Raw genomic sequence first — 20,055 nt, 5'->3', positions numbered from 1 at the left:
CGTCAATATCGACGTATTGGTTACGCAATTCTCGCGAATATTACCTCCCCCATCATCTCAAAAATCCCTGGCAGAATTGCGAGGCGCAATCGGCGCACGATCGGCAATTGACTTTCTTTCAACGAAATATCATCTTCCTCGGCACGGCCATATACGGCCGCTCCGCCGATGCGCTCCCGCACCGACGCACTCCGCTCAGGCGTTTCCGTGGTCTCTAATCCCCCTACCTTTGTGCAGATCGCGCTGGGCCTCGCGCTCGTCGCAATGTTCACGGGGAGTTTCCAATTGCTCGCCACCGAGGACCGGCCGACACGCAGGCACGCTCCTGTCGCTCGCTCACTGACTCGCGGCACACCATTTCATGTTCCGTCGACGTCGACGAATTCGATCAATTGGAGTCGCTCGAGCCGTATCCCGACCACGCCATTCACGCCACGCATGAAGGCTGCACCGAATCGAGCAATAGCTATCCGTCATTCGGCCGGCGCGAAGAACCCGCCTACGCGTCCGCTCGGAGGCTCGCCACGCCTTGCACGATGCGATTGAATCGTTGATGGACGAGCCGGCCAAGACCGCGGCGCCGTTGTCGCCCAATCCGGCGATCCGCTATCCACGTTGGCAGTCCTTGCCCATCGACACGCGCAATCGCGTCCGCACGGTCAGCAGCACAGTCGGCAGCGTCGCCGGAGGGACAGGCGGCATGGCCGCCACCCTCGCCGGGGCCGAGACCGGCTCAGTCGTCGCTCCGATGGGCACCCTGTTCGGTGTGCATTCGACACTGAACTACGTTAGTCCCATGACGTTCGAGAAAAACTGGGCCGCCGCACAGGAACGAGAGGCGGCCTGATTTTCTCGGCTATGGGATTCGTGGAACGGAGGCAAGGTCACTCGGATCGGCATGCGGCCGGTAATCAGATCTCTTGTAACTGCCTATCGCGATTACATCATCGCAAGGATTTGATCCGTTCGACCGCCGTGCTCGCGACACGCCGCTCCCGCCGCCCCCGCGACAGCAGCCAGCGTGCCGCGCCGTCGAGCGACGTGCACAGCACCAGATAGATCAGCGCGACGAACAGGAAGATCGGCGCCGGATACACCATCAGCCGGTTGTTCACCTGCGTCGCGACGAACGACAGCTCCGGCACGCCGACGATATACGCGAGCGACGTGTCCTTCACGAGCGCGACCCACTGGTTGACGAACGACGGCGTCATGATGCGGATCGCCTGCGGCAGCAGCACGTAGCGCACCGTCTGCCAGCGCGTGAGCCCGAGCGACAGCCCGGCCTGCCATTGCCCGTCGCCGGCCGCGACGATGCCCGCATGCACCGCGTGCGCGAGATACGCGCCGCCGATCAGCGCGAGCGCGCATACGACCGTCGCGAGCCCCGGCACGTCCATGTGCAGCAGCATGGGCATCAGGAAGTAGGTCCAGAAAATCAGCATCAGCACCGGAATCGCGCGGAAAAAGCCGATGAACGCGAGCAGCAGCACGCGCACGGGGCCGCGCGCGAGCGCCATCGCAACGCCGAGCGCGATGCCGAGCACGGCCGACGCGACGGCCGACGCGATCGCGAGCAGCAGCGACAGCGCGGCGCCGCCGAGCGGCCCTTCCGGGAACGCGCCGACGAGCAGGTACGGCAGATTGGCGAACAGCAGCGAAAGGTCCATCGTCAGCGCCCCGCTCCCAGCCGGTCGCGCCATTGCGTGGCCGCATACGCGCCCGCTTCGATCGCGGCCACCGCCGCGACGTACAGTACGGTTGCCACGCCGAAGGCGGCGAACGTCTTGAACGTCTCGGTCTCGACCTGCCGCGATGCATACGACAGCTCGGCCACGCCGATCGCCATCGCGAGCGACGAGTTCTTCACGAGATTCATGTATTGGCCGAACAGCGGCGGCAACGCGATGCGCACCGCCTGCGGCAGCACCACGTAACGCAGCGACTGCATCGGCGTGAGGCCGAGCGCGGCCGCCGCATCGTGCTGCGCGCGCCGCACGCCGCGCAGGCCGGCTTCGCACTCCTCGGCAACGAACGCGGCGGTATAGGCGCTCAGCCCGACCCAGCCCGCGACGAATTCGAACGACGGCCACGCGAGCGTGAACGGGCCGATGCTCAACGCATGACGCGCGTTCAGCCACGCGATCCATGGTTCGGGCAGCAGCGACGCGACACCGAAATACCAGAACAGCAACTGCACGAGCAGCGGCGTGTTGCGGAACGTGACGACGTACGCGGCCGCCACCGTGCGCGGCGCCGTGCCGCGCGCATGGCGCATGACCGCGAGCAACAGTCCGCCGGCGGTCGCGACGACGGCCGACGCGGCCGCGAGGCCGAGCGTCAGCAGGAAGCCCTGCCAGAGCCAGGACAGGTATTTGGGAGCCAACCCGAGCATGCTGTGTTGCGGGCGCGAAGCGCGCGATCGGAAGAAAACGAAAAGCGCCGCGCGGCCGATGCTTTGGCCAGTCGCGGCGCGCGTGCGATGCGGATCAGGTCTTGTCGCCGATCCGGAAGATGCGCGTGAGCGGCGTCTTCGTCGTCGGCCCGAACCATGCGTCGTAAATCTGCACGGCGCGGCCGTTCGCCTCGAGCCCCTTCAGCGTGTCGTTGACGAAGCCGAGCAGGCGCGTCTCGCCCTTCGGCACGCCGACGCCCATGTAGTCGTTCGAGATCGTGAACGCCGGGATCTCGTAGTTCTGCTTGTCCGGCACGTTCGCGAGCAGTCCGATCAGCTTCGGGCCGTCCTGCGTGATTGCCTGCACGTTGCCGGCGCGCAGCGCGGCGAACGCGAACGGCGTGTCGTCGTACGCGACGATCGTCGCCTTCGGGAATTTCTCGCGCAGCGTGATCTCGTTGGTCGTGCCCTTGTCGGCGCCGACGCGCAGCGCGTTCAGCTGGTCGGCCGATTTCAGCACGCCCTTCTTCGCGAGAAACTGCTGGCCCGACGAGAAATACGGAATACTGAAATCGACCTGCTTCGCGCGCTCTTCGGTAATCGTGAAGTTCGCGAGCACGAGATCGACCTTGCCGGACGTCAGGAACGGAATGCGGTTCGCCGGATTGGTCGGCTGGAGCTGCAGCTTCACGCCGAGCTTGTCGGCGAGTGCCTTCGCGTAGTCGACGTCGAGGCCGACGATGTGATTGCTTTTGCCGTCGACATAGCCGAACGGCGGGTTGCTGTCGAACGTCGCGACGCGCAGCACACCGGCCTTCTTGATGTCGTCGAGACGGTCCGCATGCGCGACGGTGCCTGCGGTGATGAGCGCGGCTCCGACGAGCCACGTAGCGAGCGTGTGGAATTTCATGAGCACGACCTGATTTGTTATGAAGGCCGCCGCGGATCGCGCGGCGGCCCGGTTCGAGAAATATCGCAGCTCAGTGTTGCCGCGAAGCCGCTAACGTACCAGCGCATACCGCGAATCCGAACCAACAAATGGTGCTTTGCTCAGCGGGTTTCGTGATGAGGCCGGGCCGTGCGCCGCCTTCACGGAAACGTAAACGAAAATTCCGCGCCGCCGCCCGCATAGCCGGGCGCCAGCTCCGCATCCGCCCCGGTACGGATGTACTGCGCGCGCAGCGGCATCACGGCCATGTCGCCCGTGCGCTGCATCGGATACTCGATCGCCGCACCCGGCTCGCCGTACGCGATCCGCTCGCCGGTCAACCCGTTCGTCATCACGATGTTGAACCCGCGCGCGACCGTCTGGCCCGCCGGCGCGCTCAGTTGCAGCAGCGTCTTGTCCGGATTCGGCTGCGCAGCCTTGTCGCGGAAGCTGATCGACGGCTTTGCCGACGCCGCGCACTGGCTGAGCGCGATATCGAAACCGACCGGCCTCGACGTCGCGTTCAGGCTGGGAAATCGATTGATCGCGAAATTGCCGAGCGTCACCGGCACGATCCAGTTCGACGTGATCTCGCAGCGGTTCGGCACATGAATCTCGCACTCGCTGCCGATGCACACGTTGCCGACGCCGACAAAGGCCTTCATCTGCTTGCACAGATTGGGCGGCGTCGTCGACTCCGGCACCGTCACCGGGCTGCCGATCGACGCAACGCCTTTCGGGAAGTCGATCGCATAAATCGCGACGGTCGGATTGCCCGGCAGGTTCTTGACGACCAGCTTGCCCTGCGGCAACTGCGAAACCGGCTTGTCGAGTACCAGAAACTGCCGGAAGCGCATCATCCGCAAGTCGGCACCACCTGCGTTCGAGCGAATGAGGTCGTGCTTCGCGGTCACCATCGGATCCGCACCTTGCTGCAGCGTACGCTCGACGTCGTCGCCGGACACGCCGGCCCATTTGAAGCCGATGCCGTTGACGTTCGTCTGCGCGACGCCATTCGCGACGATACTGCCCGACGCCCAATGTGCCGCAGTCACGAGTTCGTGCGCCGTCGGCGCCGTGCCGTACTTGAACGAGACCATGAGCGAAACGGTGCGTTGATACAGGATTGAATTTTGCGGTGTCGTACTCGTCAGCGGCGTCATCATGCGCCAAGGTGACGCCTCGATGTTGCTGAAACTGCAATCCAGCGCCGTTGCGCCACTGCTGCCTTGCGCCATGACGTGCGTGCCGAATGCCAGCACCAGGTATCCCGCCATCGCGAGGCGATGCATCGCCCGGCCCACTCGCCCCGGCCTGCGCCCTTGAATCGTCTTCATGCTGCCCTACCTTTGTATCGGCGGCGGGCGCCGGTCATGCTCGCCCGCCGCCTGTTGCATTACTCGATCACACCCAGATTGAGGCCGGCGATCTTCTGCAGCCCAGCCTCGCCGGATGCGATGCTGTTGCGGAAAATGCCGCGGTTGATGCCGACGAGGCCGCCGAAGGTCTGGGTCGACGATCCGTTGACCCGCCCGTTCGCGGCAGAGCGCTCGACAAGCCCCGCGTTCAGGCCGATCAGGCCGCCGAGCGTCGCGTAACACCCGGCGCCGACCGTCCCAGATGCCGACGCATCGCGCACCGCGCCGAGGTTTTCGCCGGCAAAGCCGCCCACCGTGCTCGACGAACCGCCCGTCACGTTGCCGGTTGCCGACGCGGCCTCGATCGTGCCGGACGTCGCGTTGGTGCCGGCGAAACCGCCCACCGACGCACCGGCCCCGGCGGACACGTCGCCGCTCGCATCGACGTTGCTCAGTTCGGCCGCGTTGGCGCCGACGAAGCCGCCCGTCTTGCTGTAGTTACCGCCCGTCGTCTTGCCGCGCGCGACCGCATGAGCAATCCGGCCGCCGAGATGACTGCCGACGAAGCCGCCATTGCTGCCCTGACCGCCGCTCACCGTACCGTGCGCTTCCGCCATGTCGATGAATGCATTCGCGCCGAGGTTGATGCCGACGAACCCCCCCGTCGAACCGGTCGACGCGCTTGCGACGCCGCCCAGCGCCTTGCTGTCGGTCACCGTGCCCTGGTTCAGCCCGACAAAGCCGCCGATCGCTTGCGCATATCGGCCGTCGACGAATCCGCTTGCGCTCGACTTGACGATCTTGCCGGTATTGAGGCCGACGAGCCCGCCCGCCGTACCGCCCGAGCCGCCTGTCACACGCCCCAGCGCGGCCGAGTCGTCGATCGTGCCGAGCAGGTTCGCGCCCACGAGCCCGCCGACGTTCACGCCGGCAATATTGGCGCCCGATGTGGTCCCGCGACTCGTCGACCTCAGAATGTCGCCGCCCCGGTTCACACCGACGAGACCACCGATCGAGGCGAGATTCGATGCGCCGCCGAATACGGTCGCGTTGGACTCGCTGTCGGACACGATCCCGGCAAGCTGATCGACGCGGTTCTCGCCGACCAGACCGCCAACGGCATACGACATGCTGTTGCCCGACACGGATCCGGCAAACGACGCCTGGGAAATCTCGCCGCTGTTGATGCCGACCAGCCCGCCCAGTGCATTGCTGCGGTTGGCGCCCGCACTCATCTGCATGCCCGTCGCGGTCACGTTCGAGATCTTGCCGGCGTTTTCGCCGACCAGCCCGCCGATGGACACCGGACCGACGCCCGACGCGGCGCTGACGCGCAACGACTTCAGGTTGAGGTTGGCAAGGGTGCCCGTGTTGCGGCCGAACAGCCCCGCGTACGGATCGCTGCTCGTGATGGTGAGGTTGCTGATCGTGTTGCCGAGGCCGTCGAACACGCCGGAGAACGACGCGCCCGAACCGATGGTCTTGAACGTGGTGCACGAATAATAGGAACAGTAACCGGCGATGTTGTTGCCGAGTACGTACAGACCGTCGAGATTCGTATTGACGGCCTGCAGCTGCTGCAGGTTCTGGATCACGGTATAGCGATAGCCGTTCGACTCGAAGCCGGCCCCGGCCCCCGACAGCGTCACGGCCGCGCCGCCCGAGAGCAACTGCGCGACACCGTAGTCGAGCGTCAGCAGCGCATTCGTGCCGGTCAGCGCGATCGGCGCCGCGATCCGCACGTTCTTCCGTGCGTCGATGGCCACGCGCGCATTCGCGCCGGTTGCCCGCAGCGCACCGTTGACCGACACGTCGCCCTGCCGGCTGGCCAGCGTCAACCGGTTGCCACTGGCCCAGGTCACCGGCCCGTCGACCGACGTCCGGCCGCGTTCGGCGACCAGCTCGACATCGGTGGTCGCGAGATTGCGCGACAGCGTGTCGGCCACGATCGTCCCGGTCTGGTTCGCGCCTGCCGTGACAGACACGTCGGACGACGCGATGCGCCAGTTGCCGCCGCGACCGTTGGTCGCGCGCGTATCGACCATCGCACCGAGCGCCACCTTCACGTCGGCACCGCGCGTGACGACCGTGCCGCCGTTGCCCGGCGTCGTCGCGCTCGCGTTCAGCACGCCCGCGACGTTGACGGTGCCGGCGTCGTAACCGTCCAGCGAGATCCGGCCTGCCGTATTCCTGAGCATGCGCGCCTCGATCGTGCCCTGGTTGTTGACCACCGTGCGCAGCACCGTATCGGCGGTCTTCGCGCTCATCAGCACCTGCCCGCCATCGGCTTTCAGCAACTGCTCGTTGCTGACCAGCGCGTTGACGATTCCCTGGTCGATCTGCACGCTGAGCAGCTTGCTGCCGTCGAAGTTCAGCGTGGCGTCGCTGCCCGCCGCCAGCGCGACGGTACCCATCTGTGCCTGAACGATCCCCCTGTTGAATACTCTTGCGCCGAGCAGCGCGATCGAGCCGCCTTCGCTCGCCACGAGATTGCCTGCGTTCTGCACTTCGCTCGGAGACTGGCCGGAGAACCGGAAGCGGCCTGCTTCGAAGTCTTCGTTCTTGATATCCAGCGTCGTCGCCACCAGGCCGCCGACATTGACCTGCGCGCCCTTGCCGAACAGGATGCCGTTCGGATTGACGAGGAACACGCGGCCGTTCGCGTCGATGTTGCCGTAGATCGCGCTGCCGTCCTGGCTGACGACCCGGTTCAGCGCGATCGACGTCACGGACGGCTGGTTGAACGTGACGCGCTGCCCCTTGTCGACGTTGAACGACTGCCAGTCCGCCACCAGCTTGTCGGTGTGCTGGTTGACCGACATCTGCTGCCCGTTGTCGTAGCGCAGAATGTCGGCCTTCCCGGACACGATGTTCTCGCCCGTCGGCAGCGCATGCACGGACGTCGCCGCGCTACCCGCAAGCAGTGTCGCCACCGCGACGACGCGCGCGCGCATCGTGGACTTGCCGTGCCGGCGTACCCGTTCGCCGACTGCCTGCCAAACGCCCTGCCTGGCGTTCCATACCAAAGCGTATGTCTTGTTCATGCTCGTTTTCCTTGTTGTGGTTGAAACCCTGTCGATGCCCCGACAGGACGGGTACTGCAAGCACTGACGGTCCGTCAGTCACGGCGGCGCGAACCGCGCCCGGTATTCGTTCGATGTGCCGCTATCGTCGACGGCGTCGAACACGATCTCGGCGTCCCCTTTCCCGTCGAGCTGCGTGCCGGCCGGAATCTCGGCCCGACCGAACGGCGCGACGTCCACCGCGCGGCTCGCCGACAAGACGGGTTCGCCGTTCAGCAGCACGCGCGTCAGCGTCACGTAGTACGGTGTGGGATTGGTGGCGACGATCGTGGCAGCAGCCTGCCGGTTCGCGCGCGTCCAGGTCAGTGCATTTGGCGCACGATCCGGATCGCCGGCCAGGCCGGGTGGTCGATACAGGAGCTTCATGCGCAGCCGGTAAGCGATGCGCAGGGTGTTGTCGTGCGTCGGCACGGCCGGCGGCACTTCGAGCACATTGATCCAGAAACAGGATTCCCGGTCAGTCGGCAAATCGCCGCCGATGGACTGCACGCGAATCGCCAGCGGCCGAGCCGGATCGAGTCGCACGAGCGGCGGCGTCACGACGAACGGCACGCGCAGGCGGTCGGGATCGGCATTCGCGTCGCCCACGTCGAGCCACGCCTGAACCAGGATCGGCTCAGCGCCACCGTTGCGCGCGAGGATCGTCAGCGCACGCGCATCGCCGGGATAGACGAAGCGGGTGCCGACCACGGACAGCGCCGCGTGGCCGGTGACTGCGCCGACGCTCGCCGCGCAAGCCACCACCGCCGCGCGCACGATCCTCGCAGCGCGGGTCGTGGCGACGGCTCGGCACGACGATCGGATAACCACCGGTGCGGGAAGGAAATCGTGACCGTGCATCGAACTATTGCCCCTCGCCACGGCCTGGAGCGACCGGCGCCGTCACGGGGATCGCACGGCAGACGCGCGTCAGCGTCACGTAGCCGCGCGCGGTCCGCTCCTGCGGCGACACCGAGTAGTCGATCACGCACTGCTGATCAGCACGCGCGCCCCACTCGACGCGAATTTGCCCGTCGTCGTCCGCGCTGCGCGCGAGCAGGAGACTGCCCTGCCCGACCGCGCCCAGCATGGCGCCGGTGCGAGCATCGAGCGCACGCGCCGCGAACGGCAGCGGCCGGCCGTCCTCGGTCTGCGCGTCGATCAGCAGCGCGCGCGCCTTCAGCGTGTCGTACGACAGCATGACGACCGATCCCGAGCGCGGCGCGACGCTGCGCGATGTCATCTTGAGTTCGACATCGTCCGGAATATCCTTCGGATCGAGGTCGACCTGGTTGAGCTGATACGGTGTGAGGCTCGGCACGATCGCGTAGCCGAACCGGTTGACGCGTGCGTTCGTGTTCGCCACCAGGGCGCCGCGCGCGTGCGGCGCGTGCACGACGCCGATCGTCTCGCTCAGGGTTGGCGCGAGCGTCAGGCCGCCCGGGTGCAGCACCACGGCGCCCGCCGCGTTCGCAGACGCCTGCTGATAGTCGCGCCCGAGGCCGATGTTCGCCGACACCGACGCAACCGGCAGTTGGTAGCCCACGCCGAAACTGCCCGACGACGCGCGGTTGTTGCCGTCGTAGCTCGACGACAGCGAGTACGATCCATCGCTGCGCTCGCCGAAACGCCCGGCCAGGCTCGCCGTGGCGCTCGTGCCGTTGCTGCTGTCACGCGTCATCAGCGTGCTGAAGATCGGCGCGCGCCGCGAGTCGCGTCCGAGCGGAATCGAAACGTTCACGCTGACGAGCGTGCTGCCCGCCCCGCCGCCGGACGACGCGTAACGGGTGGACAGGTTGCGCACGCGCTGCACCGACGCCGTCACGGTCGCATCGCGCCATTGCGTGCTGTAGCTGAGCGTGAAGCTGAGCGATTGCCCGCCTCCCGCCCAGTAGCTGAGCGCCGATCCGTTCGCGTAGACGCTGCCCGATCGCCCGATCTGCTGACTCACGTTGAGATCGACCCGATTGCGCAGCCGCGCGAATGCCTCGGCGCCCACGCGCTGATCGCTCCGGCCGTTCAGTACTAACGCATCGCGCAGGCCGAGATAGCCCTTGGTCGAGTAGCGATACGCGAGCAGCGAAAAGTTCGTGCCGCTATTCGGCAGGTTCTTGCTGTAAGACACGCGAATACTCGAACCGCTCAGGCGCTCGCTGCCTGGCGGCTGGGTTCGCGCGATCGTGACGTCTGCGGCGAAGCCGCCGATCGGCGTATTGAGCCCGACGCCCATCAGTACCGACTGGTAGCGGTTTGCAAACGCGGCGCCGCCATAGGCCGTCAGTGCATTGTTGACGCCGCGTTGCACCGTGAACTGGCCGACGTACTGCGTGCCGATGTCGCCACCGAGCTCGATCGCCCGGCCCGCCATCGCGCTGAACCGTGTGCGGCCGGGACGCAGCAGCTGGACCGTCGTCGCGAACGGCACCACGAAGCTGCGTGTCTCGCCGTTAGCCTCGGTCACGGTCACGTTCAGATCGCCGCCGTAGCTCATCGCCTGCAGGTTGTCGATCGCGAACGGCCCCGGCGCGACCGTCGTCTCGTGAACGAGATAGCCGCGTTGATGGATCGTCACCTTGGCATTCGACTGTGCGACGCCACGCACGACCGGCGCGTAGTAGCGCTGCTCGTCGGGAAGCATCCGGTCGTCGCTGTCGATCTGTACACCGCGGAACGACACGGCGTCGAACAGCGCGCCGCTGGTCGAACTCTCGCCGGCCAGCAGTTGCGCGTGCCAGTCGGGCAAATCGGTTTGCGCGTAGATGTAGCCGCGCTGGTAGCGGGCACCCCCGCGCTGCGACCACGTGAGGTTGCCGTTGTGGCGAATCCGGAACCGCCCGGCGCTGGCCGCCATCGAGAGCCCCGTGTAGAGCTGCGAGGATTCGTAGCCGCCCGAACGCGTCGAGAACACACTGGCGTTGTAGCTCAGCAGCGCGGCCGGCACACCGTTCGTCCAGTTCGCCGGATCGACGTAGCTACTTTGACTGGCGACGCGCATGTAGAACTGCGGCACCGTCAGATACAGTTTCTGCTCCGCCGCGTCGAACGACAATGCGGCCCCCGGTACGTAGCGGGAAGGTGTGTCGCAGATCAACCCGTCGGGCAGCGGATTCGGCGGCTGGCTGCCGTCCTGGCCCCGTGCGCTCCGCTCGAGGTCGACACCGGCGCGCTGCAACAACAGCCGGTCGTAGCAAGGCTGCACGTCATCGCGCGCATCGTGGCGGAACGTGATGTCTTCCACGCCGCGCCACTGACCATTGACGATCAGGTCTGCACGATGCTGCCCCGGCACGACGGCGTTCGGACGTTCGAACGCCGTCGTATCGATCGGCCCGCTGTCGGGGCCGTGCATCAGCATCGAATCGTCGAAATGCGTCTTGCCCGCAGCCGGCGATGCGCCTGCGGTCTTGCGATGCGCGTCGTCCCGCACCGCCGTGTCGACCGTATCCGCGACGGCATTCGCCCCCGACGTCATCGCGACCGACGCAAATACCGAGGCGACTGCCAACAGGCACGGCCGCTTCGTCAGCCGCGGGGCGAGGTCCGGCGCGCATGAATGATGAAAACCTGCTGAACTGCGCATGTGGATACATTAATTTCGCATACCGAATCGATAATGCGGATCGGTATGCCGGGGTCGTGCCTGCTGGATGCGTTGCGTGAAAAAACTGCTCAGTCGGTCAGTTTCTTTGTTATCGTGCTGCGGCCGCCGTAGTCGTCGATGGTCATGTAGCGCACGGTCGTCGGGCGTTGCGACGGCGTGACGCCCGGCAACGGAAAGCGCTGGGCACCGAACGGCTCGACCATCCCGCCACCGGCCTCGACGAAAGCGCCGCCAACCTCGCCCTCGACCTTGCCGAACGACACGTAATACGGCGTCGGATTGGACACCTCGAGCGCGACCGGGTGCCTGCCCGCATGCGCCGCACCGTCAGCCACCTTCCAGACCAGCTTGTTCTCCGCCATCCCGACGTCGTTCGCCAGCGCCGAGGGCCGGTAGAACAATTTGATACGGGTTCGGAAGGCAAAGCGCAGTTGGTTGTCCGCGTCTTGCTGCACCGTCGGCACCTCGAGCACATTCAGCCAGAACACCGATTCGCGATCGGTGGGCAGCGACGCCTGCATGTTCGTGATGCGCAATACGGCGCCCCGCCCGGCTTCGACGCGCACCAGTGTCGGCGCAACGACGAACGGCGTGCGCATCTTCTCGGGCGGAACGTCGACGCGACCATCGTCGATCCAGCTCTGCGCGAGCACCGGTTCCGTACCGGAATTTTCCATCCGGACCGTCACGTCGCGAGCCCGCTCGGGAAAGATCACGCGGGTACCGTTCAGCAGTAGAGCCGCCTGCGCCAGCGTGGCGCAGGCAGCCCACGCCACGACACCGGCCACGACTCTTGGATAAGGAATCCGAATTGACAATGTCATGACGTGTAATGGGAACGAGACCGATCAGTGATAAGCGAGTATGTACCGGATGAACGAGTTACCGGAACCGGTCTTGATGCCAGCCGGCAAGGCCGTCGACACGTATGCCGCCTTGTAGGTCAGGGTCGCGGTGTTGTTCGCGACGGTCGCGATCTGCGGGTCGGTCTGCGGCGTGCCGAGCATGATCTTGCCGTTCTTGGTGTTACCCGCGTCCTTGATCTGGATTTCGATCCCCTCCGCCGGCTTGGTGCCGATGAGCTTCAGGTTGCCGGTCGACGGGTTGATGTTGACCGACACCGGATCGAATTCCATCACGACCTTCGTGCCGTTGGTACAGCCCGTATTGCCGCCGATCTTGACACTGAACTCGACGTCATTCGACGTCTTGCCGATCACGTCGAACATGGCCGGGTTGATGCGATCGCCAAGTTGTACCTCTTGCCGATTGCTGGAGCCAGGTGCCTGGCCGTTGACGTTGCAGGTCACGTCGGAGATGCTGCCGTAGAAGGCCAGCTCGCCGTCGAACGCGTGGGCAAGCGACGGTACCAGCGCAGCGCTGGCGATGCCTGCTGCAACGCAACCCCGAAGCAAGTTCATTTTCATCTTTGGAATTCCTCTCAAATGAATGATTTTTCGAAAACAGTCCGATCGACTCAGGAATTTCCGGAGGAGCTCAAATTCCCGAAATACAGATCGCATCGCGCCCTCTCGAATAAATGAATTTTTATCCCGAAAAACGACGACATCGCAATTCTATTGGCCCGTAAATTTTTCTCAAATAGTACGAGTAAGAAATATGAACTCCTTTTATCCTCCCCTCGGGTGACGACGATCGCGACTGGCAGGCCTGGTTCATCGAACTTGAGCTGCAAGCAGGATGCACGTACCACTGGCGATTCGGTATCGCGCATCGTACAGACTCCTGGAAATTAACAATTGATTGGATTATTTCTAATCCAAATGACCATGTGAACCAGATAATATTGACAACCCGCCATTTATCAGCGTTAAAAATAAGAAAAGTCCGATCCCCGCTTTCGAACATGAGTGGGCCGCGCAAGATCGCGCATCGACATGTTGCTCGGGTTTTCGAATTCGACTTCTCGTCACGGCGTCGCATTTCACCGAGAACGCGGGAAGTCAAATCGCACACGAACCGGCTGCATGCGACGCCGCTTGCGGACAGGAAACTGTTGGCGTATGGAAGGGGTGAAGACCCGTCGCTTCGCGACGAGATGCGCGTTGCCGCACAGGCCCGGAGCGCGGCACCGCGCCGTGTCCTGCCGCTACATCACCCGACGAGCGCGGTCGCCGCCTCGTCGATCAATGCTGCGACCGCCACCGGCTTCGACACGAGCGACGCATGGCTTGCATCGAGCGTGATGACCTTGCGCGCGTCCATCCGCGCCGACATCCGCTGCTGGTTCTCCGGCGCGATCATCCGGTCTTCGCTCGAGATCTGGTACCACGACGGTTTCACGCGCCAGGCCGGCGCGTGAATGGTGTCCGCGAAGGTGCTCGCCCCCGGCGCCTTCTGCGTGACGGCCGTCACGAGCGCTTCTCTTCTTGACATGGCATGTCATCAAACCGTCACCGGCCCGGCCGATCAGGACCGTCGCGCGGACATGCAGCAGCCAGCACAGGCGAGCCGACGGGCGCGACCAATTCCGCCGAGACCGGCGTGAGACGCAGCGCACCAAAAAAGACGCCCGCTGCAAGCAGCGGGCGCGAATCCCAGTCAAGGAGGTGTCACACGAACTACAGGCCCAGATTAAGGAATTCGCCCGTCCTGGACAACGAATCGATTTCAATATCGATATGACGGGATTCGCTCACGCCGGCACCTCCCGCGTCGAGCAGTGGATGCCGCCGCCGCCCGACGCGATGCCGAGGATGTCGACCTGCACGATCGACCGGTTCCCCGCATACGGCCGGATCGCGGCAACTGCAGCCGCATCTGCCGCCGCGTCGTTGAACTTCGGCATGACGATCGCACCGTTGCAGGCGTAGAAATTGATATAGCCGGCCGCGAAATTCGTCATCTGCCGGTCGGTCAGGCTGGTGCCGGCCGACGTGCCGAAATTGACCGGCGGCACCAGCTCGACGATCTGCAGCGGCCGGCCGTTCGCATCGGTCTGGCCGGCGAGCCGTTGCCGGTTCGCGTCCGTCAATGCGCGCTCGCCGGTCGAATTCGACGCGTCGTAACAGCACGCGACCACGCCGGGCGCGAGAAAGCGCGCGTAGAAGTCGACGTGCCCGTTCGTGATGTCGGTCTCGCCGGCCGGGGTCGCCGCGCCGCCGGCGCCGCCCGCGCCGCTGCCGCGCGGATAGGTCGCCGTACCGGGCAGCCAGATGATCTTCCGCACGCCGAGCGTGCGCTGCAGTTCGGCGAGCACCGTGTCTTTCGCCGTCGGCAGCAGCGTCGCATTCGCGATCACGCCGTTCGGGATGTCGAACAGCTGCGGATTCCGGTTCACGTGCAGCACGGACGATTCGGTGAGGATCGCCGTCGCGTCGCCGTCGAATTCGATCGCGCCGCCTTCGAGCGTCAGCGTGCTGCGGATCAGGTTTGCGCCTTTCCGCTGCGCCATCCAGTCCGCCATCGCGTTGTCGCGGCTGAACGGCTGGAAGAACTTGCCCGCCTTCGACCGGTTGCTCGCGGCCGCGACTTCCGGCGGGACCGTCGCGCCCGGGCTCATGCCGGCGCCGTCGGTATTCGCGTTGCCCCAGCCGTTGAAATTGAAGCCGACCGCATTCAGCGCATCGCCGTTCGTCGTATCCCTGACGAACAGGCACCCCGTGTCGCGCACCCAGAAATCGTTGAAGCCGTCGGCGAACGGCACGAGGTTGATCCCGCCGGCTCCCGCGGCGCGTGCCGCATAGCGCGCGTGCAGGTCGGGGTTCGCGACGCTCGCGGTCGCGAGCAGCGCGCGGGCCGTGTCGAGATCGGCCGGCAGCACCAGCATGTCGACCGGTTCGGTCGCGCCGATCGCTTTCGCGACGTCCATCAAGTCGGCCCGCACGCGGTCGATGCCGGCATCCGTGCTTTGCGGCGTGACGGGCCTCCAGATGCCATCCGCGCCGGACGCGAAAGCCATGTAGGTCGACGCGTGCGGCGCATCTTCGGCCGGCAGCCGGTACTTGACCTGCCGCGTCGACGGCGTCGTGCCAGATGTCGTGCCTGGCGACGTGGAAGCCGCGCCGGATGCACCATCGCCACCGCCACCGCAAGCGGTCAGGCTGCCCAGCAGCGGCACGCCGAGAAAGGCGGCCGAATATCGGATGAAGCCGCGCCGGCCGTTATCGGGTGTGCGCTGCATGCGCTTGCCGGTGCTCGCATGGGTACGTCGTTTCGTCATGTTTCAACTCCTTTGTGCGGTCGGCGCGCACGCGTGCACGCCGGCTTCCGTCTCGCAAGACGGACTCCGCATTGTTTTCGGTAGTCCGGAATGAACTGCTGCCTGCTACGGTCGTACGGGCCGGTCACACATGCCGGCCCGCGGCCGTGCTCAGGCCGGCTGCTGTTGCGTCGTGCAGTGGATGCCGCCGCCGCCCGCGGCGATGCCGTCGATGTTCAGCTGGATGATCTCGCGTCCCGGAAACAGGTCGACGAGCGTGTCGCGCGTATTGCGGTCGGCGCGGCTGTCGCCGAACGCCGGCGCGATCACCGCGCGGTTGCACACGTAGAAGTTGATGTAGCCGGCCGCGAACTCATCGTTCTCGTATTGATGCCGGACGGACTTCGGCCCCGGCAGCACGACGACCTTCAACGGGCGGCCCTTTGCATCGGTGGATTTCCGCAGGATCTCCAGATGCTGCCGCGTCACCGCGTGGTCGTATGAAGACGGATCGGTATCGAGCCCGGCCACCACCACACCCGGGCTCGTGAAGCGCGCATAGAAGTCGGTATGCCCGTCGGTGATGTCCTTGCCCGCGATGCCCGGCAACCAGATGATCTTCTTCAGGCCCAGCAGCCGGCTCAGCTCCGCCTCGCACTGTGCCTGGCTGACGCCCGGATTGCGGTTGCGGTTGAGCACGCAGCTGCGCGTGATGATCGCCGTGCCCTCGCCGTCCACCTCGATGCCGCCGCCTTCGAGCACCAGCCGCGTGTCGAGCAGCCGCGCACCGGCGCACTCCCCCACGAACGGCGCGACTTCCGCGTCCTGGTCGTGCTCCTGCTTGTTGCCCCAGCCGTTGAAATTGAAGCTCACGCCGCCGAGCTGGCCCGACGCGTTCTTCACGAACACGGGCCCCGTGTCGCGCATCCACAGATCGTCGACCGGGTGCTGGACGAGCTCGACCGATGAACCGCACAGCCGCGATGCGATCGCATAGTCCTGCTCGCGCACCAGCATCTTGAGCGGCTCGTGCGCGGCGATCGCCTTCGCGATCGCGGCCAGGTTCGCGCGCGCAACGGGCAACAGCCGCGCGCCCCAGATGTCCTCGCTCGGGCCGAACGCCATCCAGGTCGCCGTGTGCGGCGCGCCCTCGTCCGGCATGTGCCAGGTTGCGCCCTGCTGCGCGTGCGCGGCGCGGCCGAGCAACCCGCCGAGCGCGCCGGCGGCCAGCGCCGCCCCCGATACGGACAGGCCGCGTTGCAACAGTTGACGTCTCGTTGTCATGGCATTCCTCTTTCGCTTGCCGGTTGCTTCGTTTGCTTCGGTTGTTTCAATCGTTCGGCGGCTTCGTGATGCGCGGTCACGGCCGCGCCGTCTTGAAACCGAGCCAGGTCCGGCCTTCCACACGCATCGCGGCCGGCGATTCGGCGATCGGCGTGAACAGCGTGCGCCGCGTCGCCTCGTCCGGATAAATGCCGGGATCGCGTACCAGCGCCGGGTCCATCAGCTTCAGCGCGCCCTGGTTCGCATTCGCGTAGCGCGTCGAATTCGAGATCCTCGCGATCACGTCCGGACGCAGGATGTAGTTGATGAACGCATGCGCGTTGTCCGGATGCTTCGCGGAGGCCGGGATGACCATCGCGTCGAACCACATCAGGGTGCCGATCCGCGGAATGTCGTACGCGACGTCGCGTTTCGGATCGCGCGCCTTCGCCTTCTGCGCGGCCAGGTTGATCGCGCCGGAGAAGCCGACCGTCACGCACAGCTCGCCGTCGATCAACTCGTTGGCATCGGACGAATTGACGAACTCGCGGATGAACGGCCGGATCTTCATCAGCATCGCCTGCGCGGCTGCATAGTCCTGCGCGGACGGGTGCATCGGATCGCGGCCGACATAGCGCAGCGCCAGCGGCAGCACGGTGCTCGCGGAATCCTGCAGGCCCAGCCCGCACTTCGCGGCGACGCGCGCCGCGATCTCCGGCTTGAACAGCAGGTCGAGGCTGTCGGCCGGCATGTCCTTGCCGAGGATCGCGCGCACCCTGGCGCGGTCGTAGCCGACGCCCACGGTGCCCCACATGTACGGCACGCCATACTGGTTGCCCGGATCGGATTGCGCCATCTGCTTCAGCAGCGACGGATCGAGATACTTCAGGTTCGGCAGCCGGTTCTTGTCGAGCTTGCGAAACACGCCGGCCTGGATCTGCTTGGCCATGAAGTCGTTGGTCGGCCACACGAGGTCGTAGCCACTGTTGCCGGTCAGCAGCTTCGACTGCAGCGTCTCGTCGCTGTCGTACGCGTCGTAGCGCACCTTGATGCCGGTTTCCTTCTCGAAGCCGGCCAGCGTATCCGGCGCGAAGTAATTGCTCCAGTTGTACAGGTTCAGCACCTTCTCTTCGTCGGCGCGGGCCATGCCGGCCAGCACGCACAGCGCGAGGCCCGGCACCACGAAGCGCAACCCTCCTTTCCGTTTCATCGGGCCTCCCTCATCGATAACACGACGACACGCCGTCGCTGGTCAGCAACGTGCGGTACATCTCCGGGCGGCGATCGCGGAAAAAGCCCCACGATTGCCGGTCGGCGCGGATCGCGTCGAGATCGAACGTGTGCACGAGCACGGCTTCATCGGTGCGGTTCGCCTCGGCCCGCTTCTCGCCGGTGTGATCCGCGATGAAACTCGACCCGTAGAACACGCCCGTGAGCCCCTGCTGCGCCGGATTGCCGTTGCCGAAGCCGACTTCGCGGCCGATCCGGTTCGCGGCCACGACCGGCACCATGTTGGCGGCCGCGTGGCCCTGCATCGTGCGCTGCCAGTGGCCGGACGAATCGAACGCACTGCTGAACGGCTCCGAGCCGATGATGGTCGGAAAGCACAGGATCTCGGCGCCCATCAGCGCGAGGCTGCGCGCCGTTTCCGGATACCACTGGTCCCAGCAGATGCCGATGCCGATCCGGCCGAAGCGCGTGTCCCACACCTTGAAGCCGGTGTCGCCCGGCGTGAAATAGAACTTCTCCGTATAGCCCGGCCCGTCCGGGATATGCGTCTTGCGATAGACGCCGAGCACGCGCCCGTCCGCGTCGGCCACGGCGATCGAGTTGTACGCGGCATTGCCCGCGCGCTCGAAGAAGCCGATCGGCAGCACGACGCCGAGCTCGCCGGCCAGCGCCGCGAAACGGGCGATCTGCGCGTTGCCTTCGAACGGCTGCGCAAGCTCGAGATGACGCACGTTCTGGTCGAGGCAGAAATACGGCATCGCGAACAGCTCCGGGCACAGCACGAGATTCGCGCCCTGTGCGGCGGCCGCGCGGATCAGGCGCTCCGCGGTGGCCATGTTGTCTTCGAGATTCCAGCTGCCCGACGCCATCTGGACGGCGGCGACGGTAATGTGTTTGGACGGCATTGCGATTGCTCCTCGGTCGAACCGGAAACCGCTGACGAAACGTCGCTCAGTTCGCGACGCACGGCTGCTGCTGCGTCGAGCAGTGGATGCTGCCGCCGCCGACCGACAACGTCGGGATCGGCAGCATCTCCACGTTGCGCCCGGGAAACGCGCGACCGAATGCCTCGCGCGCGGCCTGATCCTGCTCGACGCCGAACGCGGACACGATCACTGCGCCGTTCACCAGAATGTAGTTCGCGTAGCAATCGCAGTAGCGCTCGGAGCCGAAGCGTTCGGTGACGATCGGCGACGGCAGGTCGAGCAGCTCGAAGCGACGCCCCGCCGCATCGGTCGCCAGCTCCAGCGCGCGACGGTTTTCCCGCATCACGTGAAAATAGTCGCCCTGCTCCGGCAGCGCGGTCTGGCACAGCATCCGGCCGGGTGCGATGAACGACGCGATGCCGTCCACGTGCCCGTTCGTCTCCACTTCGTCGGGATTGCCCGGCAGCCAGATGATCTTCTCGACGCCCAGCATGCGGCGCAGCTCAGTTTCGATTTCCGCGCGGCTCAGGTGCGGATTGCGATTCGGATGCAGCAGGCAGCTCTCGGTGGTGACCAGCGTGCCCTGCCCATCGACGTAGAACGCGCCGCCCTCCAGCACCAGGTGCGAATTGAAGATCTCGGCGCCGGCCGCGCGGGCGATGTCCTGCCCGGCCTGCTGGCAGCCGTCGTACGGCTGGTACTTCTCGCCCCAGCAGTTGAAGCGGAACACGGCCGCGCCCAGCCCGCGCTGTTCGCTCACCAGGAAGACCGGCCCGCAGTCGCGCAGCCAGTTGTCCTCGGCCGCGACCGGCAGCACGTCGACGCTCGCGCCGACCATCTCGCGCGCGGCGTCGGCCTGGCTGTGGTGCGCGGCCACCACGCAGCGCTGGTAGCGGGCGATCGTCCGCGCAACCAGCGCGAATTCGCGGCACACCTGCGCGTAGTGGCTCCCCCACAGATCCTCGCGATCGTGGAGAACCGGCCATCCGAGCCACGTGGCATCCATGGATTCCCATTCCGCGGGCATCCGGTAACCGCGCTGGCGAGCATCAAAGCGACCCATCGTTCAGCCTCCGTTGTGATTGATGGCCGATTGTGCGTCAGGTTAAACTTGATGAATATTGATATTT

The 20,055-nt window shown here is 65.7% G+C and carries 16 protein-coding genes and 1 pseudogene; 1 reads left to right on the top strand and 16 read right to left on the bottom strand.

What is annotated here, in order from left to right; translation table 11 throughout:
- Positions 1-20: 20 nt before the first annotated feature.
- On the bottom strand, positions 21-272 hold the full coding sequence (locus CFB40_RS37850; protein ID WP_143329828.1) for a hypothetical protein: 252 nt from the start codon (positions 270-272) through the stop codon (positions 21-23).
- Positions 273-529: 257 nt separating this feature from the next.
- Between CFB40_RS37850 and CFB40_RS08805 the strand changes: the two genes are divergently transcribed.
- Positions 530-847 carry a hypothetical protein gene (locus CFB40_RS08805; RefSeq protein WP_143329827.1) on the top strand — a complete coding sequence of 106 codons (318 nt, stop codon included), beginning with the start codon at positions 530-532 and terminating at the stop codon, positions 845-847.
- 97 nt (positions 848-944) lie between these two features.
- Here the strand turns inward: CFB40_RS08805 and CFB40_RS08800 are convergent, their stop codons facing one another.
- From CFB40_RS08800 to CFB40_RS08730, 15 genes and pseudogenes are all read right to left on the bottom strand, one after another.
- A complete protein-coding gene (locus CFB40_RS08800; RefSeq protein ID WP_089431413.1) occupies positions 945-1,670 on the bottom strand; it encodes an amino acid ABC transporter permease in 726 nt (241 codons plus the stop codon).
- Positions 1,671-1,672: 2 nt separating this feature from the next.
- Positions 1,673-2,395, bottom strand: a complete 723-nt coding sequence (locus CFB40_RS08795) for an amino acid ABC transporter permease (protein ID WP_089431044.1) — start codon at positions 2,393-2,395, stop codon at positions 1,673-1,675.
- A gap of 94 nt (positions 2,396-2,489) precedes the next feature.
- Complete coding sequence (locus CFB40_RS08790; RefSeq protein ID WP_089425367.1) at positions 2,490-3,305, bottom strand: ABC transporter substrate-binding protein; 816 nt, start codon at positions 3,303-3,305, stop codon at positions 2,490-2,492.
- A 179-nt stretch (positions 3,306-3,484) separates the two neighbouring features.
- Entirely contained in the window at positions 3,485-4,660 is a 1,176-nt protein-coding gene (locus tag CFB40_RS08785; protein ID WP_089431043.1) for a fimbrial protein, read from the bottom strand.
- Positions 4,661-4,719: 59 nt separating this feature from the next.
- Entirely contained in the window at positions 4,720-7,725 is a 3,006-nt protein-coding gene (locus tag CFB40_RS08780; RefSeq protein WP_089431042.1) for a two-partner secretion domain-containing protein, read from the bottom strand.
- A gap of 78 nt (positions 7,726-7,803) precedes the next feature.
- Positions 7,804-8,520: a fimbrial biogenesis chaperone gene (locus CFB40_RS08775; RefSeq protein ID WP_256976595.1), complete on the bottom strand. Its 717-nt coding sequence runs from the start codon at positions 8,518-8,520 to the stop codon at positions 7,804-7,806.
- Between the two features lie 88 nt (positions 8,521-8,608).
- Positions 8,609-11,248 (bottom strand): fimbria/pilus outer membrane usher protein, encoded by a 2,640-nt coding sequence (locus tag CFB40_RS08770; RefSeq protein WP_256976593.1) that lies wholly within the window; start codon positions 11,246-11,248, stop codon positions 8,609-8,611.
- Between the two features lie 164 nt (positions 11,249-11,412).
- Entirely contained in the window at positions 11,413-12,132 is a 720-nt protein-coding gene (locus tag CFB40_RS08765) for a fimbrial biogenesis chaperone (protein ID WP_256976592.1), read from the bottom strand.
- A 60-nt stretch (positions 12,133-12,192) separates the two neighbouring features.
- Positions 12,193-12,867, bottom strand: coding sequence for a fimbrial protein (locus CFB40_RS08760; protein ID WP_256976591.1), 675 nt, complete (start codon positions 12,865-12,867; stop codon positions 12,193-12,195).
- Between the two features lie 592 nt (positions 12,868-13,459).
- Positions 13,460-13,741 (bottom strand): annotated as a pseudogene (locus CFB40_RS08755) (alpha/beta fold hydrolase); the annotation flags it as partial.
- Positions 13,742-14,000: 259 nt separating this feature from the next.
- On the bottom strand, positions 14,001-15,527 hold the full coding sequence (locus tag CFB40_RS08750) for an agmatine deiminase family protein (protein WP_089431039.1): 1,527 nt from the start codon (positions 15,525-15,527) through the stop codon (positions 14,001-14,003).
- 150 nt (positions 15,528-15,677) lie between these two features.
- Positions 15,678-16,790: an agmatine deiminase family protein gene (locus CFB40_RS08745; protein ID WP_089431038.1), complete on the bottom strand. Its 1,113-nt coding sequence runs from the start codon at positions 16,788-16,790 to the stop codon at positions 15,678-15,680.
- Positions 16,791-16,866: 76 nt separating this feature from the next.
- Positions 16,867-17,979, bottom strand: a complete 1,113-nt coding sequence (locus CFB40_RS08740; protein WP_089431037.1) for a polyamine ABC transporter substrate-binding protein — start codon at positions 17,977-17,979, stop codon at positions 16,867-16,869.
- Positions 17,980-17,989: 10 nt separating this feature from the next.
- Positions 17,990-18,904, bottom strand: a complete 915-nt coding sequence (gene aguB, locus CFB40_RS08735) for an N-carbamoylputrescine amidase (protein ID WP_089431036.1) — start codon at positions 18,902-18,904, stop codon at positions 17,990-17,992.
- Between the two features lie 46 nt (positions 18,905-18,950).
- Positions 18,951-19,952, bottom strand: coding sequence for an agmatine deiminase family protein (locus CFB40_RS08730; protein ID WP_256976651.1), 1,002 nt, complete (start codon positions 19,950-19,952; stop codon positions 18,951-18,953).
- Between the last annotated feature and the right edge of the window lie 103 nt (positions 19,953-20,055).

The sequence above is a fragment of the Burkholderia sp. AU31652 genome (assembly GCF_002223155.1).
Classification (GTDB): domain Bacteria; phylum Pseudomonadota; class Gammaproteobacteria; order Burkholderiales; family Burkholderiaceae; genus Burkholderia.
The sequence above is the reverse complement of the archived record's forward strand: the minus strand, read 5'-3'. Positions and strand labels throughout refer to the sequence as shown.